Source organism: Serratia sp. CY47444, assembly GCF_052168635.1.
Classification (GTDB): domain Bacteria; phylum Pseudomonadota; class Gammaproteobacteria; order Enterobacterales; family Enterobacteriaceae; genus Serratia; species Serratia bockelmannii.
In genome coordinates this window covers 1-23,166 of the sequence record NZ_JBJNMH010000015.1, presented here as the reverse complement: position 1 = coordinate 23,166, position 23,166 = coordinate 1, and the positions used below count along the sequence as shown (strand labels likewise).

The following is a 23,166-nucleotide window of genomic DNA, read 5'->3' as shown; positions in this document are numbered from 1 at the left end:
CACACAATGCCCAAGACGAACAGTCTCAAGCACCCGTCAAGAGAGTAACAGCATTCCCTCGCCGCGAATATCCCCTATAACCTTATGATTAATTAGGGATATATAACTATCCTCAAAGTATTTCGCTTAGCGCCCCTTGCCTGCCGATGCGGAAAAATAACGCGCCGGGGAATCGCCGAAAGCTTTACGAAACATGGCGATAAAATTGCTCGGCGAGGCATACCCCAGCGTTTCCGCGATCTGCAGCACCGTCTCGCCTTCGGCCAGCTTCGCTAACGCATACGACAACCGGGCCTGCTGGCGCCACTGTGCAAAACTCAACCCCGTCTCGCCGATCATCAGCCGCCGCAGGGTACGCGGCGACATCGCCCCCCATTCAGCCCACGCCTCCAGCGAACGCTCGCTCCCCGGCTGCGCCAGCAAGGCCTGCAGAACGCCGGCCAGGCGCGGATGGGACGACATCGGCAAATGCAGTGGTTCCGTCGGCGCCAAACGTATCTCGTCCCGCATCACCTGCGCCATGCGATCCTGCTCCAGGGTGAGCGCGCTGCGCTTGTCCCAGCCTTCTGCTCGCTGAGCCAGCGCCTGCAGCACGGCGCTAATGCCGATGACGCAGGGTACATCCGACAGATCGTGGCAGGCCTCCGGCGCCAACAGCAAACTCCAGCCGCTCAGTGCGCCGCAGACCTGCACCCGGTGCTCCGTCGCCGGCGGGATCCAACCCGCCCGCTGAGGCGGAAGCACCCAATCGCCCTGCGCCGTGCGTACATGCAACAAGCCGCTTTCGACGCACAGCAACTGCCCGCGCACATGCTGATGCCAGTCGTATTCGCGCGTGCCCAACCGATACTCCCGGCCTGCCGCGTCGCGGCCGCCAAGGGCGATCAGCCAGGGGCCCGCCCGCCATTCGCTGCAGTCAGCGTCAGTGAAGTGAGGGTTATCGTTCACATTGGCCACTTATCACTATTTTTAGTCCAGATACCGTTATATCAACCTTTTCCTGCGCCGACATAATGAAATGCTTCCGGCCGCTCCCGTTTGTGGCCACTGACTCACGAGGGAACATGATGACAACACCCAGCATTGGCATTATCGGCGCCGGGCCCGGCGGTCTGTGTCTGGCTCAGGGGCTGAGCCGCTTCGGCATCCACGCCACGGTGTTTGAACGCGACACCACGCCGCAAGCGCGCGATCAGGGCTACCGGCTGCGCATCGATCCGTCTGGCCAGCAGGCGCTGGCCGCCTGCCTGCCGCCGGCGCACTACCGGTTGCTCTGCGCCGGCAGCGCGCAAAACAGCGGCGAGAGCAATCTATGGGATCCGCAGCTTGCCCCGCTCACCGGCCGGCGCCCCGAGCACTGGTTGCCGTCCAGCAAGCGCCAAACGCAAGAACCGAGCGGCGATCTCGGCATTCATCGCCAAACGCTGCGCGAGATCCTGCTTGCCGGCCTGCAAGACCGGGTGCGTTTCGGCCATACCTTGCGTGAATTTGCACAAACGCCGCAGGGCGTGGAGCTACAGTTCGCCAACGGCGAGCAAGTGCGAGTCGATGTGCTGATCGCCGCCGACGGCGTCAACTCGCTGGTGCGGCGGCGCTGCCTGCCCGAGGCGGGGCCCGAAGACAGCGGCACGGTCACTCTTTACGGCAAAACGCCGCTCGATGCGGCAACCCGGGCCCAATTGGCCCCTGAGCTGCTGAACGGCGTATCGGTGATCTTCGCCGACGGCGTATCGCTGGTGATTGAACCGATGCGCTTTCAGGCGCCCTTGGCGCAGCTGGCGGCCGACTACGCGCCCGATTGCCGCCTCACGCCGGTCGACGATTATCTCTATTGGGCCTGTATCGGATCGGCTGAACGGCTCGGCGGGCCGACACGGGCGAAGGGAAGCGCAACGCTGCAGGCGCGTGTACGGCATATCTCGCAGGGATGGGCGCCCGCCTTGCAAACGGCGTTAGCGCTGGCGGATCCCCTGTCGCTCAGCGTGCGGACGGTGCAGGTCACGAAGGCGATGCCGGTGTGGCACAGCGAACGCATCCGCCTTTCTCGGCGACGCCGTGCACGCCATGAGCCCAGCGGGCGGGCTTGGCGCCAACACCGCGCTGGCGGACGCCGCCAGCCTGGCGACGCATCTGGCGCAAGCCGGCAGCGCCGCGCAGGCGCTCAGGGACTACGGTCTGGAACTGCACGTGCGGGGTGCCGCGGCGATACGCCTGTCACGGCTGGCGTCCGAACGGCTGCAGCAAAGCCGTGACGCCGGCAACTCGGCGCCATGACCGTCACTCGATAATTTCCACTACCTCCAGCCAGGCGTTTTTACCGCACGCCTGGCCCCCATTCAGCCAGCGGCGCAGCATATCCAGCGCCAGCATCGCCACCGACTCCTGACGCAGCCGCAGGCCGTGGCGCGACGCACGATAACGCACGGTCTGGCCAATACCGCCGCGCGGCGTGTGCAGCGCAATGCTCACCTGCTCATCGTGCATGGCGCTGACCGCCAACGCCAACGGCGCACCGGTCAACTCCGCCAGCGAGCGGGCGCGGGCCAGCGTCGTTTCCAGCGTTTCGATACAGTGCGCCGGCAGCAGCTCGCCCCCCGCCAGCGGTGCACCCTCGCTTTGCAGCTGCAGATTGATCAACCCGCCGCTGAATTGCTCGCTCAACGCCAGCTTCAGCCCTTGCTGACTCAGCCGCTGCGTCAACAACGCCGGCAACCCGACGGTGCCTTCAAAAATGCAGTTGTCCCCCGCCACTTCGCGCACGCGCCGCCATGCCTGCTCCATTTCCGCACGCCGGCTTTCCGGCCCGGTCAGCTTCAGTTCGATAATCGGGCTGGATGAGCGGTAACCCAGCACCACTTCCGGCGGCAGCGGCATGCCATCCAGCTCGGCGGCCAGATCGCTCTCGGAAGTGCCGAACGTCGTCAGGCGCAGGCATAGCGGCGGCGCCGGTAAGGTGAAGCGCTGGCGCAGGCGCGGCACGATCTGCTGTTCGACCATCACTTTGAATTCCGACGGTACACCGGGAGTGAAGAACATCTGACATTTGTTCAGCTGCAATGCGAAACCGCAGGCGGTGCCCACCGGGTTATCCAGCATTTCCGCGTTGGCCGGGATCTGCGCCTGCTTACGATTGGAAGGAGCCATCGGCCGCCCACGCTCGGTGAAATAGGCTTCCATGCGCGCCAGCCAGTCGGCCCGTTCGACCAGCTCTACGCCACAGGCTTTCGCCGCGGCCAGCGCGCTGAGATCGTCGCTGGTCGGCCCCAGGCCGCCGTTGACGATCAGCACATCGGCGATATGGCTTCGTTCCTGCAGGATCTCGATCAACGCAGAGAGGCTGTCTCCGACCGTTTCACGCCCGCTCATCGGCAGCCCCTGCTGGAACAGGTAGTCCGCCAGCCAGGCGGCGTTGGTATCAATAATTTGCCCGTGCAGCACCTCATCGCCGGTACTGAGCATCTCTACCCTTAACATTGATCTCTCCCACATTTTTTGGTCATTCCACTATAGAAGCCCGTAAATAACTTTTCACTAGCCGCCTGCGGATAATTTCAGCCATGGGTCCGTTTCTCATGTGCGATGCAGGCCTGCGAGATGTAAACATTAATGTACATCATGCGTAACGTCGGTTTGACACAAATTAGGGCTTCCACTATCCTGCCATCCTCATAAATCGTTACCTATAATTTTCAAAATCTTTCGGCTGGTAGAGAAAAAACGTGAAGAATCGCACTCTTGGCAGTGTTTTTATCGTGGCGGGCACCACCATTGGCGCCGGGATGCTGGCGATGCCGCTGGCGGCGGCCGGCGTCGGTTTCGGCGTCACGCTGGCCTTACTGGTCGGGCTGTGGCTGTTGATGTGTTACACCGCGCTGTTACTGGTGGAGGTTTACCAGCATGAGCAGGCGGATACCGGTCTGGGCACGCTCGCCAAACGTTATCTCGGCGGCGGCGGCCAGTGGCTGACCAGCTTTAGCATGATGTTCCTGATGTACGCCCTCACCGCCGCCTATATCAGCGGCGCCGGCGAACTGCTCGCCACCAGCATCAGCCAATGGACGTCACAGGACTTCCCGGTGTCGCTCGGCGTCCTGCTGTTCACCCTGGTGGCCGGCGGCGTGGTGTGCATCGGCACCCACTCGGTCGACTTGTTCAACCGCATCCTGTTCAGCGCGAAAGTGGTGTTTCTGGTGGTGATGCTCGGCCTGATGTTGCCGAATATCCACCAGACCAATCTGATGACGCTGCCGCTGGAGCAAGGCCTAGCGCTGTCGGCCATTCCGGTTATTTTCACTTCCTTCGGCTTCCACGGCAGCGTGCCGAGCATCGTCAACTACATGGGCGGCAACATTCGCAAACTGCGTTGGGTGTTTATCATCGGCAGCGCGATCCCGCTGATCGCCTATATTTTCTGGCAGCTGGCGACGCTGGGCAGCATCAGCTCCGACACCTTCGTCGGCATTCTGGCGCAGCAGGCCGGGCTGAATGGCCTGTTGCAGGCGGTGCGCGATGCGGTGGCTTCGCCGCACGTTGAACTGGCGGTGCACCTGTTCGCCGATCTGGCGCTGGCGACCTCGTTCCTCGGCGTGGCGCTCGGGCTGTTCGATTTCCTGGCCGACCTGTTCAAGCGGAAAGATAACGTGCGTGGCCGCCTGCAAACCGGCGCCATCACCTTCCTGCCGCCGCTGGCCTTTGCGCTGTTCTACCCGCGCGGCTTCGTGCTGGCGTTGGGATTCGCCGCCATCGCCCTGTCGGTGCTGGCGCTGCTGTTACCTTCACTGCTGGTGTGGAAAACGCGCCAAAAACATCAGGCGCAGTATCGCGTCTGGGGCGGTACGCCGGCGCTGGCGTTGGTGTTTGTCTGCGGGGTGACGGTCATCGCGATTCAACTGGGCATCGCCAGCGGCATGCTGCCGGCGGTGGGGTAACGCATTCGGGGGCCGTTTGGGCCCCCGAATCTGTTCAAGCGGGTGGATTAAGAATAGCGTCAATCTGCGCCGCAGTGAGCGACAGACCGAAAAAGTCCCGATAAAAACTTCTCGTCTCTTCCCGCATGTCAATGTCGGCAAAACGTGCCGGGTACAGCGTTTTCGCCAACCATAAAAACTGCAGCGCCTCTTCGCTGGTCTCGCGACACCACCAGAACATCCCCTTGGGATTGACCACGACCCGATGCCGCAAAACGGCATCGATGCCCTGCCATTGCGCGGACGTGCGTATCTCTTCGGCATCGCGCCTGTTCATCGCCACGATCACCTGCGGATTGGCGGCCACGATCTGCTCCAACGCCACTTCACCCGCCCCCTCTTTTTTCAGACCAAACCACGTTTCCGCCACGTTGGCGGCGCCGGCCAGATCCATCCAATCCTGGTTAAGCGACGGTCGCCCTGAGGTGGTCAGCGGATTGCCCATGCTGTGATAAACGCGAATGCGCTGCCCTGGCGGTAAATCCTTCAGTCGCTCGGCGACGCGCGCCACATTACGAGAAAAATAGCGCTCGTAAGCCAACGCTTTTTCCTGTGCATCCGGCCCCAGCGCGGCCCCCGTTTTTAACACTCGCGCGCGCAGAGCCGCCATCGAATTAGCTTTAAACGCCAATACGCGCACCCCAGCCCGTTCGAGTAAATCCAATTGCGGTACTTTCATGCTGTCAGGCACAAACAGCAGCCGAGTGCCAAGCGCGATGATTTGTTCCGGATTCAACGCTTGCCCACTATTCACACTCACCACCGGAACGGCGTCAATGCGCGGCAGGCTTTGGCGAAACAGCGGGATCTGTTTCGCGACATTCGAGGTGCCGACGATGTTATCGCCATAACCCAGCATCGCGATGATGGCGTTTTGCGCGGGCCACGGCGAGGCAATACGCATTTCGCTCGCAGGTGATGCAGCCCACAAATCGCCGTGCAACAACACGCCAACCAACAGTGCCCATGCAGACAACGATGCGATCCTCATAGCGCCCTCAGAAGTCAAACGTGACAGATGCGCGCACTTCACGGCCGTTGCCGAGAAAGGCGCTCGACGAACCGCCATTACCATCCGTGCCCGAGGGGAAAATAGAGGCCCAGTAATGTTCGTTAGTGACGTTATTGACCGCCAGCCGCCAGGTCGCAGGCACGGAATGAATGCGGGTGACGTAGCGGGCCCCCAAGTCCAGCGTGGTGTAACTGTCAGCCCAGGCGCTGTTGGTGTCGTTCGCCGCTCGCTTGCCGGTATAGTGCACGTTGGCGCTATAGACCCATTGCGGCATCGACGGCAGGCTGTACTCCACCAGCATATTGGCCTGCACCTTCGGCACACCGACCACGCGTTTGCCGCGCGTGCTGTCGGAAACCGTCTCTTTCAGTTGCGGATCGAGCAGCGTGACGCCGCCAAACAGGCTCAGCCCGTCACCCACGCGCCCGGCGGCCGTCAGCTCAAGGCCATTGTTCACCTGTTCGCCTTGCTCCTTGTACACCCGGTCTTCGGCGTCAACATAAGCGAACGGCCGCTTGAGGCGGAACAGCGCGGCGCCGAGATTCATCTCCCCGACGTCGGCTTTCAGGCCAATCTCATATTGCCGACTGCGATAGGGCTTGAGCGTCTGCCCTTCGTTCTTCACGCCTTCCCCCAACGGGGCCGTACCGCCTTGCTCCAGCGAGTCGGCATAGCTGACATAGGCCATCAGCGTCGGGGTGATTTTGTACATCAACGCCGCATTCGGGCTCAAACCCTGCTGATTGTCTTCTTCGATTTTCTTGCCGTCAGCGCTGTAATTCCGTGTTTGCAACCAGCTTTCGCTTAAATAGAGCATCGCCGACCACTGCGGATTGAAGGTCAGCGTATCGCCGAACGTCACGCTCTGCTGGCTGTTCTCGCTGGATTTATAGCGTGCGCCGTTCTTGGGGATTTTTCCGTCGCCCGGCTCATGCAGCGCCGACGGATGGTACATATTGTCGATGCCCAAATCGTAGCGCCGGCTGGCCCCCTTGCCGCTGTAGATAGACCAGACGTAGCCCGTCGTGGCGAGCGCCAACTCATGCCCCACCGAACCGGTATCGACATGGCCGTTCAGCGCCAGCGTATTGCTCAACACCCGAAATCGCCCCGAGGCGCTGGAGTCGCTCATCGACCGTTTGATATCGCCGCTGCCGTTTAGCAGAGTGCTGGATACCGAACGCATGGCGCGATCCGCCTGTTGCCACCCTATGCCGCCCGTGACTGACCAATCGTCATTGAAGTAATGAACCAGGCGCGTGCTGAGGGTGTCGGTGGTTAAATCGTTGCCCGCCGTCTCGAGCGCCAGGTGTTTATTTTGCGGATTAGGGGCGGAGGGCAACGGAACATTCGGCCCATAGCTGAAGCCGCCGGGGTAGCCCTTTTGCAGGAATTCGTAATGGCTGGCGTCCAGCTGCAGCTGCGTGCCCGGCTTGATATTCCAGTCGAACGCCACGGCCAACAGCCGACGGCGCAAGGTACTGTCGTCAACGCTGCCTTCACCCTCTTCGTTGAGGGCATTGATGCGATAGCCAAACGTATTGTCGTCGTCGAGATGGCCGCCGAGATCGACGTGGCCGCTAAAGGCGCTGCGGCTCTGATACCCGAGCGTCACCTCGCGTAACGGTTGCGGCGTCGGGCGTTTCGCCACAAAGTTGAACTGCCCGGCCGGGCTCGCAGGGCCATACAACGCACCGGTCAGGCTGTTGAGCACGTCCAGCCGTTCCAGCATTTCAACGGGAAAGGCCGTGGTGGAGACAATGTTCAACCCATCCAGGCGGCTGTTCGCCACCACGCTGCCCTGCATACCGCGGCTTTGAGGCCGCCCGACGTCCATGCCGCCGCGAGCCTGCATCTGCGTACTCGGTGAATATTTCAGCAATTCGGCGACGCTTTTCGCCTGCTGATTATTGATCATCGGTTGGGTCACGGTGGTGGAAGAATAAGGCGTATCGATCCAGGCCCTGGTACCCAGCGGCCCGAGTTCAATCTCCGGCGTTTTAAAACCGGCGCCGGATGCGCTTTCCGTCGCGGGGGATAACGCGTGGCCGGTGACGGTCAACACCTCGTCACGATCGGCCTGCGCCGCAGCGGTATAAGGAAAGAGTGAGGCAAGCAGCGGCATCAGCGCCGCCAGTGGATTTCGGTAAGTCATGACGTCCATATCGTTATATAAATATTTATATTACGTATTTTACGGCATGTGCTCGCCTATGGCGATGCCGATCGTCGAGTCTTTAAATTATTTAATCTTTTGCCATTCAGAGTCCGGATGGATTTCCCGTTGATGGCACAAATAAAAATCCCCCGGCCAAGGACCGAGGGATTCGGAAAACGCGATGGGCCGCAGCCCGTCAGCCGGCCTTAGAAGCTCAGGCCGACACCGACATAAGGGCCATCGGCCAGCGTGTTGTCGCGACGCCCGTCTTTGCCTTCCATCTGCATGTAACGGTAGCCCACGTCCACGCTCAGCGGACGGAACTTCCAGCGCAGGCCGCCGCTGGCTTCGTTATAGGCCTTCACGCCGCTGGTGAAAGAGTCAGGCGCAAAGTAACCTTCGCCGTGCAGGCTGAAGTAGCGGTTGATCTCCCACTCCAGGCCGCCGCCCAGCGCGACCGCCCCGCCGCTCTTCCCGTCTTTCGGGCTGAGGTACAGCGCTTTGGCACCTACGGTCGCCGTCAACGGCCCCAGCGGCACACCGAAGTTCAACCCCACGCTGCCGACGTTGCCGTCGTGGTCGCTGCGCGCCCAGTTGCCGGTCAAGCCCAGACCTGAAGAGCCGGTGCTCATGCCAACGCCCAGGTTGGTGTAGTGTTGCCCGGCTTCGCCCGACACGCTGATGGCGTTCGCCGCGCCGGTCACAAACAGCAATCCTGCCGCGCACGCGACCCAAGTCTTTTTCATCATCTTTCCCTCTGGTTTGTCATCCGTACTGAATGATCGAATCAACGCATAATAATAACGTCATGAGTCTATACCAAAGCGCAATGAGTATTTAAGGGATAAAAGCGAAAAAATTCTTCAATAATCAAATAAATGTAAAAATTTGCAAACAAAAATCCATATTCGTCAAGGCGATGCCAACGATAACCGAGACCTATTTGCCGTCGCTCGGCAATAGGGCTACAACTAGTAGTGGCTTTGACCAAGGTCAGGGGAAGAAGCCCCGCCAAAGGACTATGCTGATGAACGCTTAAACCGCCCGAGTCTTTACTTAACTGCACTACGATAAGGAGCAAGTGATGAGCAAGAAAGGACTGACCACCGCAGCCGGCGCCCCGGTTGTCGATAACAATAACGTGATCACCGCAGGCAAACGCGGCCCGATGCTGTTGCAGGACGTGTGGTTCCTGGAAAAACTGGCCCACTTCGACCGTGAAGTCATCCCCGAGCGTCGCATGCACGCCAAGGGTTCCGGCGCCTACGGCACCTTTACCGTCACCCATGACATCACCCGCTACACGCGCGCCAAGATCTTCTCCGAAATCGGTAAGCAGACCGACATGTTTATCCGCTTCTCCACCGTCGCCGGTGAGCGCGGCGCGGCCGACGCCGAACGCGACATTCGCGGTTTCGCCATGAAGTTCTATACCGAAGAAGGCAACTGGGATTTGGTGGGTAACGATACGCCGGTGTTCTATCTGCGCGATCCGCTGAAATTCCCCGATCTCAACCACGTGGTGAAACGCGATCCGCATACCAACCTGCGCAACCCAGTCTACAAGTGGGACTTCTTCTCCCACCTGCCGGAGTCGCTGCACCAGCTGACCATCGACTTCAGCGATCGCGGCATTCCGAAATCCTACCGTCACATGCACGGTTTCGGCAGCCACACCTTCAGCTTTATCAATGCCGCCAACGAACGTTTCTGGGTGAAATTCCACTTCCGCTGCGAGCAAGGCATTGAAAACCTGATGGATGAAGAAGCGGAAGCGATCATCGCCAAGGATCGCGAAAGCTCACAGCGCGATCTGTTCGATGCGATCAAACGCGGCGACTTCCCGCGCTGGAAGCTGCAAATTCAGATCATGCCGGAGCATGAGGCCTCGCAGACGCCATACAACCCGTTCGATCTGACCAAGGTGTGGCCGCACGGCGACTACCCGCTGATCGACGTCGGCTATTTCGAGCTGAACCGCAACCCCGACAACTACTTCTCAGAGGTTGAGCAGGTGGCGATGAACCCCGCCAACGTGGTGCCGGGCATCAGTTTCTCGCCGGATAAAATGCTGCAGGGCCGCCTGTTCTCCTATGGCGATGCGCACCGCTACCGCCTGGGCGTCAACCACCACCAGATCCCGGTGAACGGCGCCAAATGCCCGTTCCACAACTACCATCGCGACGGTGCGATGCGCGTGGACGGCAACAGCGGCAACGGCGCCACCTACGAACCGAACAGCTTCGGCCTGTTCCAGGAGCAGCCGGACTTCAGCGAGCCGCCGCTGAGCATTGAGGGCGCGGCCGACCACTGGAATCATCGTGAAGACGACGATTACTACAGCCAGCCGCGCGCGCTGTTCAACCTGCTGAGCGCCGAAGAGCACCAGCGCATGTTCACCCGCATCGCCGGCGAACTGTCGCAGGTGCCGGAACACATCCAGCGCCGTCAGGTCGAGCTGTTCACCAAGGTGCACCCCGACTACGGCACCGGCGTCGCCAAGGCGTTGGGGCTGAAATAATCCCCTTGCATCATTCACTCAGCCGCCCTTACGGGCGGCTTTTTTATGCCTCAGAGAGACGCTGCGCCACCCACCGCTGCAACTGGCGGCGCGAAATCTTGATGCCACCGTTTTTCAGCTCGTCAGGCAGCGGGAGCAACGCCGCCGGGCGTTGGAAATTGGCCAGCTTATCCTGCGACCAGGCAAGCAACGCCGCCAACGACAGCGACGGATCGCCATCGATTACCGCCACCGGCCGCTGGCCGAACTCGGCGTCCGCCACCGGCACCACAAACGCCTGCGATATCTGCGGGTGCGCCGCCAGCACGCGTTCGATATCTTCCGGCTGCACCCCTTCGCCGCCGCTGAAAAACAGGTTGTCCAGCCGGCCGAGAATGCGTAGCTCCCCCTCGATCATCGCGCCGCGATCGCGGGTCGCAAACCAGCCCTGTTCATCGGCCAACGGCTGCAGATGGCCATGACGCCAGTAGCCAAGCGCCAGGCTGTCGGCGCGGATCCAGACCTCTTCATCCACCAGTTTTACCTCGCGGCCGCCGAGCGGCAGGCCGACACCCAGCCGCGCATCGGCGCGCTTGGCGCACACCGTGGAGGCCAGTTCGGTCAGCCCGTAGCCGCACCAGCAACGGATCCCCGCCGCCTCCGCCCGCTCGGTCAGTTCCACCGGGATCATCGCGCCGCCGAGCAGCACCGCCTTCAGCGTCATGTCCGCCAGCGGTTGCGCCAGCAGCCGCCACAGCTGGGTCGGCACCAACGAGGCATGCGTGCATCCCGCCAACGCCTCGTTCAGCGGGTGCATCTCGCGCACCGCCAACCGGGCGCCCGCCGCCAGCCAGCGCCAGACGATACCCTGGCCGGAGACGTGAAACAGCGGCAATGACAGCAGCCAGCAATCCTCGCGCTGAAACGCCATCAGCCCCAACACCCCGGCGGCGCTGGCCAGATGGTTGGCATAGCTGTGCGCGGCCGCTTTCGGCATGCCGCTGGAACCGGAAGTCAACGTCAGCGTCGCCAAACGCTGCGCATCCCACGTCGGCAGGTCTGGCCAACGCGGTTCGGTCGAAGGCGGGGTCAATCGAATCACGTCTTCCGGCAGCGCCGGCAACGAGTCCGGACCGAAGACAAAGGTCATATCCAATTCCGGCAACAGCTGCGCCAGCAGCGGCGTCGGCAAGGCGGGATTGAGCGGCAATAGGCGTGCGCCGCACTGCAACAGCGCCAGATAGGCCAGCAGCAGCGGATAGCTGTTTTTACCGCACAGCGCCACGCCGCAGCCCGGTTCAACGCCCTGATGCTGGAAATCCGCCGCCAGCTCATCCACCTGGCTCTGCAACTCCAGCCAGCTCAGCGGTTGTTCGCCGAGCATCAGCGCCGTCGCCTGCGGCTGAGTGCGCGCCCAATGTCGCCACGGCCAATCGTTCAACGGCGCCATAGGCACTCCAACGCCGAGACATCCAGCAGCGGCAACGCGCTGCCCGGCCACGGGCGCAGCACCTGTGCCTGCATCAACCCCAGCGTATCCAGCCCCGGCACGGTGTCCGGCGTCAGCCAGCGGGCGATGCGCGCCAGCTGGGTCAACCCCAGGCTGGATTCGAGGCTGGAGCTGATCACCGCCGTCAGGCCCGCCGCGTGCGCCTGCGCCACCAGCGTCTGGCAACGCGCCAGGCTGCCGACCAGCGTCGGCTTGATCACGATGGCCGCCACGCCCGGCTCGGCCTGCACCACAAAGTCCGCCTCCCGCACGCTCTCATCCCAGGCGATGGCGATACCGGTCGCCCGGGCGAAGTCGCGCGATTCATCACGGGTCTTGCAGGGCTCTTCCAGGAAAGCGATACGATCGCGCCATGCCGGGTTAACATACCTGGCGAAGCCGTCGGCCTTGGCGCGGGTCCAGCTGCGGTTGGCGTCCAGCCGCAGCCGCAGATCCGGCAGCGCCTCCAGCAACACGTTGACGATCATGCCGTCCCGCACCGCCTCATACAGCCCCACCTTCACCTTGGCGACTTTCTCGCCCGGCAAAGCGCTCAATGTCTCGAACAGCTCATCCGGATCGCCGGTGCACAGCGGCGCCTTGCGAAAATCCGCCTGCATCGGCAAACGCTGCTCCAGCTCGGCCTGCGCACAGCTGAGCCCAAAGGCCACCGAGGGCAGCGCGCTGTGCTCCGGTTCGTTGCCCGCCAACCAGGCCTGCAGCCAGCCCAACGCGGCCTGTTCGGCCTGCGCCGGCGTTTCCCGGCTGAATTCCGGCAGCGGCGCGATCTCGCCCCAACCTTCACGCTCGCCCTGACACAGCTGCACCACCCACCCGTCACGCGTTTTCAACCGTTGATTGCGCAGCACCACGCCCGCCTCCATCGGCAGGCTGTAACGGTATAGCGCCGCGCTGCGGTTTGTTCCGCTCATTACGGGTTACGCTTGAATTTGCTGAAGTCCGGTTGGCGCTTCTCGTTGAACGCGTTGCGCCCTTCCTGCCCTTCGTCGGTCATGTAGAACAGCATGGTGGCGTTGCCCGCCAGCTCCTGCAAACCGGCCTGGCCGTCGCAGTCGGCATTCAGCGCCGCCTTCAGACAGCGCAGTGCCATCGGGCTGTTCTGCAGCATTTCGCGGCACCAGCGCACCGTCTCTTTTTCCAGTTCGGCCAGCGGCACCACGGTATTGACCAGGCCCATGTCTAGCGCGGCGGCGGCATCGTATTGGCGGCACAGGAACCAAATTTCGCGCGCCTTCTTCTGGCCGACGATGCGCGCCATGTAAGACGCGCCCCAGCCGCCGTCGAACGAGCCCACTTTCGGACCGGTCTGGCCGAAGATGGCGTTATCCGCCGCGATGGTCAGATCGCACATCATGTGCAGCACGTGGCCGCCGCCGATCGAATAGCCGGCCACCATCGCCACCACCGGCTTCGGGCAGGTGCGGATCTGGCGTTGGAAGTCCAGCACGTTGAGGTGGTGTACGCCGCTGTCGTCGCGATAGCCGCCGTAGTCGCCGCGCACTTTCTGATCGCCGCCTGAGCAGAAGGCCTTATCGCCGGCGCCGGTCAGAATAATGACGCCGATGCCGTCGTCGTAACGGGCGTTGGCCAGCGCGTCGATCATCTCTTTGACCGTTTGCGGACGAAACGCGTTGCGCACCTGCGGCCGGTTAATGGTGATTTTGGCGATGCCGTCGGTGGATTTGTGATACAGGATGTCTTCGAAATCGCCGGTGCAATCCTGCCAGGCGATAGCGGCATACAGGTGTTCTTCATTCGGATAAAGCATGTTCGGTTCCTTTAACCAGGGTTAACGAGAAAGGTCTGCAGCTCGGCGACGAAATCCTGCGGATTGGCCAGATGCGCGTTGTGGCCGGCCTGCGGCACGATGCGCAACGGCAACCCGGCGTCGCGCGCCAGCCGTTGAAATTTGGGATCGTTCTCACCGCACAGCACCCGCAGCGGCACGGTCAGTTGGCGCAGCTGCGGCGCCAGATAAGGCTGCCGCCCGAGCGAGGTGGCTTCGAGCATGTCGGCAATCGCCGGGCCGCTGTTGACCGAACGCGCGGCGATCAGCGCCTGGCGGTGCACATGGCTAAGCTCTTTGAACACCGGCTGCTGATACCAGTCCGCCAGGACTTCGGCGATCGGCTCACTGCGAAAACGCGCCGCCCACAGCGCATCCTGCTCGCAGCGCCGGCGGCGCTGTTCTTCGTCCTCCAGCCCCGGGTTGCCACCCTCGACGATCACCCCTTGCAGGCCGTCATGGCGGCCGTGGCAAGCGTGATACATGGCGATGCGCCCGCCGAGCGAGTAGCCCACCAGCCAATAACGTTCAATATTGCGCAGTTGCAGGGTCGCGGCGATTTGCGCGCTGATGTCGTCGAAGCCGCGGCAGCCCACCGCCACGGAATCGCCGTGGCCGGGCAGATCGATGGCCAGCGACGGCCATTCCGGGCAGCGCGCGGCGATCACCCGCCATTCATTGTTGTTGCCGAGCAGGCCGTGCAGCCACACCAGCCACGGGCGGCCCGCTTCGCCCTGTTGCAAAATTCGCGTCGCCAGCATCATTGCACCGCCATCTGTTGTACCAGGTATTGCAGGCTTTCGGCCCCTTCACTCGGCGACACCTGCAGTTCTATCAGCGTGGCGCCGCCGCGCCGCCAGCCTTGCTCAACCGCTTGTTGCAGCTGGCTCCAGTTCTCCGGCCGCGCGTAGTCAAGCTGGAACATCGCCGCCGCATGGCTGAACTCGACGTCCTGCGGCATGCAGTAAAAGCGCTGACGATCTTCTTCGGGCGTCGGCAGCAGCGAGAAAATTTGGCCGCCGTTGTTATTGACGACGATCAGCACCGTCGGCGCCGAGCAGTGGCGCAGCAGCGCCAGCGCATTGAGGTCATACAGTGCGGAAAGGTCGCCCACCACCGCCAACGTTGGCCTGGCGGTGGCACGTTGTACGCCGGCGGCGGTGGAAATCAGACCGTCGATACCGCTGGCGCCACGGTTGCTGAATACCGGGTAAGCGACGGGCAATGGCGTTAACGCGTCGATCAGTCGCACCACCAGGCTGTTGCCGAGAAACAGCTGGCCGTTCTCCGGCAACAGTTCCGGCAGGCGGTGCGCCAGCTGCGCTTCGCCAAAGTTATCGTACAGATGCGTGGACGCCGCCGTCAGCGCCTTATCCGCCAGCGCAGCCAGCCCGGCGGCCCACGGCGCACGCGGTTGCGCCGGATGCTGCGCCAACCACTGCGCCACGCCGGCGCGCAGGCGCCGCCCCCGGTGCTGGGCCGGATCGAGCCGCCCCGGCAGCTCGTCGATGACCCAATACTCTTCCGGCCGGCACTGCGCCTGCCACTGCAGCAGGCGTTTGCCGGTCAAGCTGCCGCCGAACTGCACCACCAGCTGCGCGTCTTGCAACAGGCGCTGCGCCTGCGGATGCGCGAGCCACAAATCGGCACAGGGCAGCGGTTGCCCGGTCTGCGACAGTACATCGCCGATCAGTGGCCAACCCAGCGTTTCGGCCCATTCCGCCACCTGTGCGCCCTCTTGTGCGTTCATGCGGCCGGCGAGCACCACGCCGCGCTTTTGTCGCCAGAAAAACCAGTCCGGCTGCGGCAATGGCTCTGCATGCGTCTCGCTTTCCTGCAGCCAAGGCCGATCGCTCTGCCACCAGTCGCCCAGCGCGGCGGACCAATCGGCATAGTGACGCTCATCGCCGCCGTACAGCGGTTCGGCGAACGGGCAGTTGATATGCAAAGCGCCATGCTGCAAGCGCGCCATCGCGCTGTCGACGCTGGAGGCCAGCCACGCGGCCGGAATATCCGGCGTAGGACGCGGCAGATCGATCGCCAGCGTCGGGTGGCTGCTGTAGAGGCCGTTTTGACGGATCGCCTGATTGGCGCCGCAGTCGATCAGTTCCGGCGGCCGATCGGCGGTGAGAAACACCAGCCGTTCACCGGTCAGGCCGGCTTCGATTAAAGCCGGGTAAAGGTTCGCCGCCGCGGTGCCGGACGTGACGATCACCGCCACCGGCTCACGCGCCGCCTTCGCCAGCCCGAGTGCCAGATGACCGAGCCCGCGCTCATCAAAATGGGTATGGCAGATAAACGATCGGTTGGCCGCGGCGGCCAGCGTCAGCGGCGTGGAGCGCGATCCCGGAGCGATACAAACATGCCGCACCCCATGGCGGGCCAGCGCCTCGAGCAGCACAGCCGCCCACCGGCGATTAAAAACACTTGTCGACATAGTTCGCTCACAAGTCAGTTAGCAGAGATCGTCTCCGACGCAGCCGACAGACGCCGCGCCTGTAGTTACGCTCTGTATTATATGAGGTGTTATTTTCACGGCTTTTGCGCCAGCGCAAGAACACCGTATATCCCTGGGTGTTTACACCAGATAATTATTTGATTTAGAACAAAAAACAAACAATAAATACACAAACACTTTACACTTGCGGCGGCGTCGGCTCAATCCGTCCATATAAAAACAAGGGAAATAGGGGTGCTCCAACGGCGGCTAGCGGGAAGTATAGGCAGGATAAGGAAAAGCTTTCGGTAAAACGGCGGAATGAACAACACAGTCTGAAGAAAAACACGGGGCGGTCTGCGCCGCCCCGATGGCATGGTTTATTTGCGAGCCAGCAACAATCCCAGCACCAGCCCGACGGTGGCGCCGATGCCCACGCTGTGCCAGGGTTTGTCCCGCACGTAGTCGTCGGTGCGGTGCACCGCTTCTTTGGCGCGCGCATAGTAAGATTCGCCGGTGTTCGCCCAGCGCGCCTTGACCTCACTCAGCGCCTGCTCGGCGTGCGACTTGATGTCGATGTAGGCCTGATCCGCGCGATCGCCGGTGTATTGCAGCACTTCTTCCAGCGTCTCGGTCAGCATTCTCAGATCGTCATCCAGCGTAGTTTGCTCAGCATCCGTATGTCTTGCCATCGTGAGATCTCCGTGGTTGAAAAATTAAGCGTTCCTACACTATAGACAAGGATCGCCGCCTGCGGCCATCGGACTTTTACCCTAAAACACCAATTGCACCTTGGCAGCCTGGCGTTTATCGCCGGCAAACGTCAGCGCCTGCGCCAACTGCCCGCTGGCGAATTCCGCCGACAGCAACGGCAGCGGATCGATCACGCCGTCGGCCAGCCAGGCCACCGCCAACGCGAACTCCGCCACGAAGCGGAACGATCCAAGCAGATTCAGTTCCTTGGCAATCAACAACATCAGCGGAAAATCGGGGAAGCTGCCGCCCATGCCCACCTGCACCACAGTGCCTTTGGCGCGGGTGATCTCCAGACAGCGCTGCAGCGACTGCGGGTGCCCCGCCACTTCGAAGGCGACGTCAAAATACCCCTTGTCCTGCAGATAATCGCTAAAATCGTCGTCCGCGGCATGCAGGCACCGATCGGCCCCCATTTGCCTCGCGATCGCCAGGCAGCGCGGACTGAGATCGGCGCAGACAATCTCGGCGGCGCCCAGCGCTTTCAGCGCCGCCACCAGCAGGCAGCCGATCGGGCCAACGCCGGACACGAAAATCTTTTTCCCCGTCACATCGCCGGGCTGCTTCGCCGCGTGGACAGCCACCGCCAGCGGTTCGGCGAACACCATTACCCTGTCGTCGCGATCGGCGGCGTAAGGAATGCACTGCGCGCTATCCACCACTTTGTATTGGGTAAAAGCGCCGTCGACGTGCGGAAAATACATCGCGCTGCCGAAAAAGCGCATCTCGACGCATTGATTGCTTTGCTGCGCCAGACAGTATTTGCACTGCCCGCAGGGTTTGCTGGGATTGAGCGCTACCTTCTGCCCGACCGGCAGCTGCGGCGAATCGCTGGCGACCACCTCACCGATCACCTCATGGCCCAGCACCATCGGCTGACGCACCTGAAAATTGCCGACCTTGCCTTCCTGGAAGTAATGCAGATCCGAGCCGCAGATGCCGCCGCGGCTGATTTTTACCAGCGTTCCCTGCCCCCGATAATCCACTTCTTGCGCGATCACCGCCACGTCTCGCTTGCCATTGACCACGCAGGACTGGGTTTGAATTTTCATCTCCAGACTCCACGAAAAAAGATTACACCGCCGCAGACATGCCGCCATCGACAAACAGCAACTGCCCGTTGACGAAGGCGGAGGCGTCGGCGGCCAGGAACACCGCCGCGCCGATCAACTCCTGCGGATCGCCCCAGCGCGCGGCAGGCGTGCGTTGGGTCAGCCAGGCGGTGAAGGCCGGATCGTCGGCCAGCGCCTGCGTCATCTCGGTTTTGAAGTAGCCGGGGGCGATGCCGTTGACCTGAATGTTGTAGCGCGCCAGCTCCACGCACATGCCGCGCGTCAGCATTTTCACCGCGCCCTTGGACGCCGCATAAGGGGTAATGGTGTCCCGCCCCAGCTCGCTTTGCATCGAACCGATATTGATTATCTTGCCGCGCCGGCGCGGTACCATATAACGCGCTACGGTCTGCGACACGATGAAGACCGCCTTCTGGTTGACGGCGATGATGTCGTCCCAGTCTTGCTCCGGAAATTCGGTGAACGGGTGGCGGCGCTGGATACCGGCGTTGTTGATCAAGACGTCTATCGCGCCGATGTCCGCTTCGATACGGTCGATGGCGGCATGCACCGCCTGGGAGTCGGTGACGTCGAACGCCGCCGCATCGGCGCGCAGCCCCTCTTCACGCAGGCGATCGGCGGCGTGCCGGGCATGTTCTTCGGTGGTGGCGTTGATCAGAATATGCGCGCCTTGCTGTGCCAGGCCGCGCGCCAGCAGAAAACCAATGCCGCGCGAGGCACCAGTGATTAAGACGGTTTTGTTATCCAGAGAAAACAGGTTGTGCATGGTGATTCCCGGCCTTCAGGCCTCCAATCGGACAGACCTCTATCTCAGCCGATTGTTACCGGTAAAAACGTGATGGGAATCACTGAAAATAATGTTACGAAACCCTGTTACTTTTAACGTGATCTCACGCAATCCCTACAGGAAGAGTCAATACCTATCCCTTTTAAAATAGACAATTTTCAACAGCGTTACCGTCCTGGTTATCAGGAGATACTGCCGCACAGCGGCGCGGCAGCAACTCACTCGGCGGCACCGTTTGAGCCGGCATTCGGGTCCATCGGCGGCGTAGCGCGGGCTTTATCGCTGCGAGCCGCCCACCACAAACCGCTGTTTTTCATCGCATAGCCGAACAGCAGGCCCACCAGCAGGGAAAGCGTCACCAGCGGCCAATCGCCGCCGCCGGCGAAGGTCGCACAGGCGCCGATAAAGGTGCCGGGTACGAATCCCAGCCACTGCTGTTTAGCCTGAATGCACATCAGGAACGCCACGATGCCGGTCAGCAGATACCCCAGCAGATTCCACTGCGGCGCCAGTTCGCTGCCGTGGATGATCGCCATTGCCCAGAAGACGCCGCTGCAGCAGGTCAACGCGCCGATCAACAGCCCTTTCAGTCCGCCCTGCGGGCAGGCGAAATACGCCGTGCAGCCGAGAAAGCCGGCCCAACCGATCAGGCCCAAACTGACGGCAACCCATCCCCAAACGCCGGACAGGATCCCGGTGGTGACGGCAATGGCGAAAAGAACGTTCATAAAGTGACCTGCAGCAAAAAGAAAGCGCGCAGTTTACCCGAAAACAGGCCAATTTATGCGATGAAAATCACACTATAAATGTAATTAAAGAATCATTAATTATAAAAAATAGATATTCATCACAAAGTAATTAGCGAGGGAACCCCACCCGGGACGTCTTCCATGCCAACAACAGGCACACCACGGTGCTGCCCAGGAACAGCAAATGGGTTGCCTGATTCAGATCGACGCGATCGACCACCACGCCCAGCAAGATCGGCACCCAGTTGGCGATATAAGCGATAACGTAAAACAGCGAAAGCAAACGCGCATGGCTGGTCGGCGGCGAAATCAGGTTCACCAGGGTCGCGCTGCCGACGAAAATGGCGCCATAAGCATAGCCGGCCACCACCAGCCCCACCGCCGCCAGCCCAAGAGAATGCCACTGGATCGCCATGGTGAACACCACTGCCGCCAGCACCTGCGCCAGGCAACCGAACAACAGCGAATGACGGGCGTTAACGCGGCGGCTCAGGATCTGGCTGATACCGGCGATCAGCAGATACACCGCAATCGCATAGCCAAAGACGCCACGAGCGTGCAGGCCTAACAGCGTTTCCGCCACGCCGGGGCCGATTGCCAAAATACTGGCGGCCAGCGCCCAACAGATAAATAAAGCCCCTGCACACACAAAGAATTTACCGCCGGTGGCGCGCAAGCCATCGAGCAGCGAGCTTTTTTCTGTCTCGGCCGACGTAACATGGCTCGGCGCCGTAACCACGCCACGCGGCCACGAGAACATCACGCCCAACGCAGCCACGGCGGCCATGACCATGATGAAAACAAATGGCAGCGTCGTGGGATGGAAACCGGTCTGCAAGGCGATGCCGCTGAAGATCGGGCCCAGCGCCAATCCGGTGGTGAATGACAGCGTCGCGATCAACGCCGCATTTTTGCCGCCGTCGCGCGGCCCAAACCGCACCAACGCGATGTTCGCCGCGCCGGTTAGCGCCCCGGTGCCCACCCCGGCCAACAGCCGCGCCATCAGCATCATGGCAAAGGTATCAGCCCGCGCGAACAGCAGGGCGCCGCTCAACACCACCAGCAATGCCGGCACGATCATGCTGCGTAAATCCTTTACTTTGCCGGCCAGATTGCCGACGCCGAACAAAGAGATCAGCACGCCGGCGGCATAGGCGCCGTAGATGACGGTCAGACTGACCGAGCTTAGCGTAAGCTGCTGCTGATACAGCGGATAAAGCGGCGTCGGCGCGCTGCTGTTCAGCAATGCCGACATCAAAGCCAGCGCCAGGAACAATAAAATTGTCCTGCCCGACGCCTGAGCATTTTGCGGCGCCGCAATCTGGCTGGCGGTATTTTCTGACATGTTTCAACTCCCAAAGTCGGCAGACGGCGGCCTGCCGTCGACATTTTCCTCACCCGGCCTGCCGGGAACGGCGCTTATCATAGCGTTCCGGCGACGGGCGAAGTATCGTCAAGAATGAATCACCCTGATGCATTCTTGCATCACCGGAGAAATAACCGCCGATGTGCAGCCCGCTAACCGTCTTTCTCTCCCCCCGGGCAGAACAACGCTTTATGATAGAAACCGTTATTGTTCGCCTGGCTCGGCCTGTGCCCCACGGCGCCGACAAATCTGCAGAGAGGAAATGGCATGATGAATTGGGACGACGCGCGCTTCTTTTTGGCCGTCGCACGCTGTGGCACGCTACGCAAAGCCGCCAACCAGCTGCATGTCGATCAGGCGACCGTCGGTCGACGGCTCTCCGCTTTCGAAGACGCTCTCGGTTCCAAGCTGTTTATCCGCACGCCGAAATCCTTCGCCCTCAGCCCGTTGGGGGAAGAAATGCTGGCGGACGTGATGAAGATGGAGAATGCGGTGCAGGCGATCAACCGCAAAGCCGCCAGCGGCGATGACAGCCTGCACGGCCACGTGAGCATCGCCACCACCGATACCCTGGCCGAAGCCTTCGTGATACCCGCGCTGCAAGATCTGCGGGAACGCTATCCGGCCATCACCGTCACGCTGTTGACGGCACTGAACATCGCCGATATCTCTTATCACGGCGCGGATCTGGCGATCCGCGGTGCACGCCCCGATGACGATGAACTGATCATCAAGCGGCTGGCCACCATCGAGATGGGCCTGTACGCCAGCCCGCACTATCTGGCTCGGCGAGGTATGCCGGTCAAAGGCGAGCAGTTGCGCGGCCACGATCTGCTGATGTTCCCGCGCGAGCTGGTGCCGCGCCACTGGAACAATTTCTGCGGCGAAGCCCTGCACGAGCCCAACGTCGTGCTGCAATGCAATTCACAGCTGCTGCTGCGCTCCGCCACTCGCAGCGGGCTAGGCATCGGCCTGCTCTCCGCTTTTTTGGCGGACAAAGACCCGGAGCTGGTGCGCCTGTTCCCGGAGAACAAAGACTGGGTGGATATCTGGCTGGTGCTGCACCCCGATTTGCAACGCGCCGCCCGCGTGCGGGCGGTGGTGCAGGCGCTGGAAACGTCGTTTAGCGCCCATTACGGCTGAGCGCCGACACGTGGAGCAACATCGTTGATGTCTCACGTATCCTTCTTCGTCCAAGATTGAAATAATAAGATATAAAGCTTATTATCTAATCACTGCACAGGACGTGCATTCGGCCTGAGGGAACAATGGCAAAGATCAGCTGGTCACGTAAAGCACTGAAACAATTGATGACACTGCCTTCTCAGAACCGGTTGGCCATTGCGCACAAGGTTGAACTCTTGGGCACTTTCCCGACCGTCAGACTGGACATTAAAAAGCTGCACGGTACCGATAACCAGTACCGTCTACGCGCAGGGAACTACCGCATTATTTTTGAGATCGTCGATGATGAACCTGTCGTGTGCCTGATTCAGCAGGTAAAACGCAGAACATCGACAACTTATTGAAAGTCAGAGGTATGCCGAATGGCGAAGTTACAGTATATCCATGATGACTCCGGCCAGCCGCTCTATGTGGTATTGCCGCTCGATGAGTATAAAAGGCTTGTGAGACAGCAAGAGGACTATGAGCCTCTTCCCTACCATGCCGATAAGCATGATGATGAAACCGTCCCCCATGAAGTCGTTTCCATCATGCTGGATCAAGACGTCAGCTTGATTGCCGCCTGGCGAATTTTCCGTGGCCTCTCGCAATACGATGTAGCGGAAAAATTGGGCACGACACAATCCGCCGTTTCCCAATGGGAAGCCCCTCACTCGAAACCACAAAAGAAAACCCGGGAAAAGCTGGCTGTCCTCTATCGCTGCCAACCGGCACAAATGACGTTGTAATAGCCTCTTTCCCCTGCCCATAAAATCTATGGTCACCCCCGTTTTTGCAACACCGATTTTGATTTATGATGGGCTTGCTTAAATCTATACGGCGTCTGATGGGGAACACTGCGTTACCCGCGCCACGATGAAGTCCGCACCTGTTGAACCTGAAA

The 23,166-nt window shown here is 61.2% G+C and carries 21 protein-coding genes; 6 read left to right on the top strand and 15 right to left on the bottom strand.

The genetic code is table 11. From position 1 onward, the window contains the following. Window positions 1-126: 126 nt before the first annotated feature. Window positions 127-948, bottom strand: a complete 822-nt coding sequence (locus tag ACJ8IL_RS18190; RefSeq protein ID WP_404758410.1) for an AraC family transcriptional regulator — start codon at window positions 946-948, stop codon at window positions 127-129. Between the two features lie 1,116 nt (window positions 949-2,064). Between ACJ8IL_RS18190 and ACJ8IL_RS18185 the strand changes: the two genes are divergently transcribed. After that, window positions 2,065-2,274 carry an FAD-dependent monooxygenase gene (locus ACJ8IL_RS18185; protein ID WP_442516720.1) on the top strand — a complete coding sequence of 70 codons (210 nt, stop codon included), beginning with the start codon at window positions 2,065-2,067 and terminating at the stop codon, window positions 2,272-2,274. Window positions 2,275-2,277: 3 nt separating this feature from the next. On the opposite strand, the gene ACJ8IL_RS18180 is transcribed toward ACJ8IL_RS18185, so the two are convergent. Beyond that, complete coding sequence (locus ACJ8IL_RS18180; protein ID WP_414105076.1) at window positions 2,278-3,474, bottom strand: nicotinamide mononucleotide deamidase-related protein YfaY; 1,197 nt, start codon at window positions 3,472-3,474, stop codon at window positions 2,278-2,280. A gap of 245 nt (window positions 3,475-3,719) precedes the next feature. Between ACJ8IL_RS18180 and tyrP the strand changes: the two genes are divergently transcribed. Then, the gene (gene tyrP / locus ACJ8IL_RS18175) at window positions 3,720-4,928 is read left to right on the top strand and encodes a tyrosine transporter TyrP (protein ID WP_197773366.1); all 1,209 of its coding nucleotides are present in this window, start codon (window positions 3,720-3,722) and stop codon (window positions 4,926-4,928) included. Window positions 4,929-4,962: 34 nt separating this feature from the next. Here tyrP and ACJ8IL_RS18170 read toward each other — a convergent pair whose 3' ends face one another. The 3 genes from ACJ8IL_RS18170 to ACJ8IL_RS18160 form a co-directional block, all read right to left on the bottom strand. Further along, the gene (locus ACJ8IL_RS18170; RefSeq protein WP_060439380.1) at window positions 4,963-5,958 is read right to left on the bottom strand and encodes an ABC transporter substrate-binding protein; all 996 of its coding nucleotides are present in this window, start codon (window positions 5,956-5,958) and stop codon (window positions 4,963-4,965) included. 7 nt (window positions 5,959-5,965) lie between these two features. After that, complete coding sequence (locus ACJ8IL_RS18165; protein ID WP_442516719.1) at window positions 5,966-8,143, bottom strand: TonB-dependent receptor; 2,178 nt, start codon at window positions 8,141-8,143, stop codon at window positions 5,966-5,968. A gap of 200 nt (window positions 8,144-8,343) precedes the next feature. Beyond that, window positions 8,344-8,883 (bottom strand): YfaZ family outer membrane protein, encoded by a 540-nt coding sequence (locus tag ACJ8IL_RS18160; protein ID WP_038876374.1) that lies wholly within the window; start codon window positions 8,881-8,883, stop codon window positions 8,344-8,346. Window positions 8,884-9,221: 338 nt separating this feature from the next. Here ACJ8IL_RS18160 and katA point away from each other — a divergent pair, with 338 nt between their 5' ends. Further along, window positions 9,222-10,658: a catalase KatA gene (gene katA / locus ACJ8IL_RS18155; protein ID WP_094460885.1), complete on the top strand. Its 1,437-nt coding sequence runs from the start codon at window positions 9,222-9,224 to the stop codon at window positions 10,656-10,658. Between the two features lie 43 nt (window positions 10,659-10,701). Here katA and menE read toward each other — a convergent pair whose 3' ends face one another. The 10 genes from menE to ACJ8IL_RS18105 all read right to left on the bottom strand — a co-directional run bounded on the left by menE (window position 10,702) and on the right by ACJ8IL_RS18105 (window position 21,077). Continuing rightward, window positions 10,702-12,087: an o-succinylbenzoate--CoA ligase gene (gene menE, locus ACJ8IL_RS18150; RefSeq protein ID WP_442516718.1), complete on the bottom strand. Its 1,386-nt coding sequence runs from the start codon at window positions 12,085-12,087 to the stop codon at window positions 10,702-10,704. Continuing rightward, window positions 12,075-13,058, bottom strand: coding sequence for an o-succinylbenzoate synthase (menC, locus tag ACJ8IL_RS18145; RefSeq protein WP_197770294.1), 984 nt, complete (start codon window positions 13,056-13,058; stop codon window positions 12,075-12,077). The genes menE and menC overlap by 13 nt, the downstream gene beginning before the upstream one ends. Next, a complete protein-coding gene (gene menB, locus ACJ8IL_RS18140) occupies window positions 13,058-13,915 on the bottom strand; it encodes a 1,4-dihydroxy-2-naphthoyl-CoA synthase (RefSeq protein ID WP_025303650.1) in 858 nt (285 codons plus the stop codon). The genes menC and menB overlap by 1 nt, the downstream gene beginning before the upstream one ends. An 11-nt stretch (window positions 13,916-13,926) precedes the next feature. Next, window positions 13,927-14,697, bottom strand: coding sequence for a 2-succinyl-6-hydroxy-2,4-cyclohexadiene-1-carboxylate synthase (gene menH / locus ACJ8IL_RS18135; protein ID WP_151428872.1), 771 nt, complete (start codon window positions 14,695-14,697; stop codon window positions 13,927-13,929). Further along, complete coding sequence (gene menD, locus ACJ8IL_RS18130) at window positions 14,694-16,370, bottom strand: 2-succinyl-5-enolpyruvyl-6-hydroxy-3-cyclohexene-1-carboxylic-acid synthase (protein ID WP_197770296.1); 1,677 nt, start codon at window positions 16,368-16,370, stop codon at window positions 14,694-14,696. Before menD ends, menH begins: the two co-directional genes overlap by 4 nt. 380 nt (window positions 16,371-16,750) lie before the next feature. Then, a complete protein-coding gene (gene elaB, locus ACJ8IL_RS18125; RefSeq protein WP_025303653.1) occupies window positions 16,751-17,062 on the bottom strand; it encodes a stress response protein ElaB in 312 nt (103 codons plus the stop codon). 81 nt (window positions 17,063-17,143) lie between these two features. Continuing rightward, complete coding sequence (gene idnD / locus ACJ8IL_RS18120) at window positions 17,144-18,175, bottom strand: L-idonate 5-dehydrogenase (protein ID WP_060433706.1); 1,032 nt, start codon at window positions 18,173-18,175, stop codon at window positions 17,144-17,146. 22 nt (window positions 18,176-18,197) lie between these two features. Continuing rightward, window positions 18,198-18,962 (bottom strand): gluconate 5-dehydrogenase, encoded by a 765-nt coding sequence (idnO, locus tag ACJ8IL_RS18115; RefSeq protein ID WP_025303655.1) that lies wholly within the window; start codon window positions 18,960-18,962, stop codon window positions 18,198-18,200. A 239-nt stretch (window positions 18,963-19,201) separates the two neighbouring features. Continuing rightward, complete coding sequence (locus ACJ8IL_RS18110; RefSeq protein WP_025303656.1) at window positions 19,202-19,711, bottom strand: DUF1097 domain-containing protein; 510 nt, start codon at window positions 19,709-19,711, stop codon at window positions 19,202-19,204. Window positions 19,712-19,841: 130 nt separating this feature from the next. Beyond that, on the bottom strand, window positions 19,842-21,077 hold the full coding sequence (locus tag ACJ8IL_RS18105; RefSeq protein ID WP_049203678.1) for an MFS transporter: 1,236 nt from the start codon (window positions 21,075-21,077) through the stop codon (window positions 19,842-19,844). 288 nt (window positions 21,078-21,365) lie between these two features. On the opposite strand from ACJ8IL_RS18105, the gene ACJ8IL_RS18100 reads away from it, so the two are divergent. The 3 genes from ACJ8IL_RS18100 to ACJ8IL_RS18090 all read left to right on the top strand — a co-directional run bounded on the left by ACJ8IL_RS18100 (window position 21,366) and on the right by ACJ8IL_RS18090 (window position 23,011). After that, complete coding sequence (locus tag ACJ8IL_RS18100) at window positions 21,366-22,241, top strand: LysR family transcriptional regulator (protein WP_442516717.1); 876 nt, start codon at window positions 21,366-21,368, stop codon at window positions 22,239-22,241. A gap of 125 nt (window positions 22,242-22,366) precedes the next feature. Then, window positions 22,367-22,627 carry a type II toxin-antitoxin system RelE family toxin gene (locus tag ACJ8IL_RS18095; RefSeq protein WP_033635320.1) on the top strand — a complete coding sequence of 87 codons (261 nt, stop codon included), beginning with the start codon at window positions 22,367-22,369 and terminating at the stop codon, window positions 22,625-22,627. A gap of 18 nt (window positions 22,628-22,645) precedes the next feature. Continuing rightward, window positions 22,646-23,011: a helix-turn-helix domain-containing protein gene (locus ACJ8IL_RS18090; RefSeq protein ID WP_072022352.1), complete on the top strand. Its 366-nt coding sequence runs from the start codon at window positions 22,646-22,648 to the stop codon at window positions 23,009-23,011. Window positions 23,012-23,166: the final 155 nt, after the last annotated feature.

Bases quoted from the DNA above. Each gene is read 5' to 3' on its own strand.
- elaB (WP_025303653.1), bottom strand. From the start codon at position 17,062: ATGGCAAGACATACGGATGCTGAGCAAACTACGCTGGATGACGATCTG.
- ACJ8IL_RS18170 (WP_060439380.1), bottom strand. From the start codon at position 5,958: ATGAGGATCGCATCGTTGTCTGCATGGGCACTGTTGGTTGGCGTGTTG.
- idnO (WP_025303655.1), bottom strand. From the start codon at position 18,962: ATGCACAACCTGTTTTCTCTGGATAACAAAACCGTCTTAATCACTGGT.
- menE (WP_442516718.1), bottom strand. From the start codon at position 12,087: ATGGCGCCGTTGAACGATTGGCCGTGGCGACATTGGGCGCGCACTCAG.
- ACJ8IL_RS18105 (WP_049203678.1), bottom strand. From the start codon at position 21,077: ATGTCAGAAAATACCGCCAGCCAGATTGCGGCGCCGCAAAATGCTCAG.
- ACJ8IL_RS18100 (WP_442516717.1), top strand. From the start codon at position 21,366: ATGATGAATTGGGACGACGCGCGCTTCTTTTTGGCCGTCGCACGCTGT.
- ACJ8IL_RS18185 (WP_442516720.1), top strand. From the start codon at position 2,065: ATGAGCCCAGCGGGCGGGCTTGGCGCCAACACCGCGCTGGCGGACGCC.
- ACJ8IL_RS18180 (WP_414105076.1), bottom strand. From the start codon at position 3,474: ATGTTAAGGGTAGAGATGCTCAGTACCGGCGATGAGGTGCTGCACGGG.
- ACJ8IL_RS18095 (WP_033635320.1), top strand. From the start codon at position 22,367: ATGGCAAAGATCAGCTGGTCACGTAAAGCACTGAAACAATTGATGACA.
- idnD (WP_060433706.1), bottom strand. From the start codon at position 18,175: ATGAAAATTCAAACCCAGTCCTGCGTGGTCAATGGCAAGCGAGACGTG.
- menB (WP_025303650.1), bottom strand. From the start codon at position 13,915: ATGCTTTATCCGAATGAAGAACACCTGTATGCCGCTATCGCCTGGCAG.
- ACJ8IL_RS18090 (WP_072022352.1), top strand. From the start codon at position 22,646: ATGGCGAAGTTACAGTATATCCATGATGACTCCGGCCAGCCGCTCTAT.
- menD (WP_197770296.1), bottom strand. From the start codon at position 16,370: ATGTCGACAAGTGTTTTTAATCGCCGGTGGGCGGCTGTGCTGCTCGAG.
- ACJ8IL_RS18160 (WP_038876374.1), bottom strand. From the start codon at position 8,883: ATGAAAAAGACTTGGGTCGCGTGCGCGGCAGGATTGCTGTTTGTGACC.
- menH (WP_151428872.1), bottom strand. From the start codon at position 14,697: ATGATGCTGGCGACGCGAATTTTGCAACAGGGCGAAGCGGGCCGCCCG.
- ACJ8IL_RS18165 (WP_442516719.1), bottom strand. From the start codon at position 8,143: ATGGACGTCATGACTTACCGAAATCCACTGGCGGCGCTGATGCCGCTG.
- katA (WP_094460885.1), top strand. From the start codon at position 9,222: ATGAGCAAGAAAGGACTGACCACCGCAGCCGGCGCCCCGGTTGTCGAT.
- ACJ8IL_RS18110 (WP_025303656.1), bottom strand. From the start codon at position 19,711: ATGAACGTTCTTTTCGCCATTGCCGTCACCACCGGGATCCTGTCCGGC.
- menC (WP_197770294.1), bottom strand. From the start codon at position 13,058: ATGAGCGGAACAAACCGCAGCGCGGCGCTATACCGTTACAGCCTGCCG.